This is a genomic window from Polaromonas sp. P1_G2, from assembly GCF_056405515.1.
This window is the reverse complement of the sequence record NZ_JBFUBY010000942.1, coordinates 1-503: the sequence shown is the minus strand read 5'-3', so window position 1 is coordinate 503 and position 503 is coordinate 1. Positions and strand designations below refer to the sequence as shown.

Genomic DNA, 503 nt, shown 5'->3' with positions numbered 1-503 from the left:
CCAGGTACCACGTCTGGCCAAATTGACCCTCATCCCAATGATATTCGAATGTCTGGGCGCAAGCATCTCTAGGGGCACCTTTGATGGGCTCAAGCGGAGGTATTGCCGCGTAATTGCAAACATCGGCAAGCCAGCCAAATAGTGAGTAACGTTGCTCGCAGCCGTCATATTCCGATTTAACGATTTGCCACCGATCGCCAACGCGCCGCTCGGCGGAAATTCTTATGTCGGTGCCCATTTAATCCCTTTTCGAGCCGCAATGCTTCAATCTGGTGGAGGCTCCCACAATCTTCCGCGGAGTCAAGACGCATGCAGTCACCCTTTGGCGAGGGCGATCGATGGCAATAGGTCAGTTGTGGCTCGCGGCTCCAGTCTCAGGGCTGGTAAGCGGAACACGGGGGTCAGTGGCGCACACCCGAGTGTAGATGTCACTGCCCCGCTCGGGCAGCAATGCCGTCTGTCCCGAGGCGACAATTGCCTTAAATTCGTCCCAGGTCCAGGTC

At 56.5% G+C, this 503-nt stretch carries 1 protein-coding gene; it reads right to left on the bottom strand.

From position 1 onward, the window contains the following. Positions 1 to 238 (bottom strand): hypothetical protein (locus AC1D0P_RS28455; RefSeq protein WP_477679799.1); only part of this gene is annotated, 238 nt, incomplete at its 3' end. Positions 239 to 503: the final 265 nt, after the last annotated feature.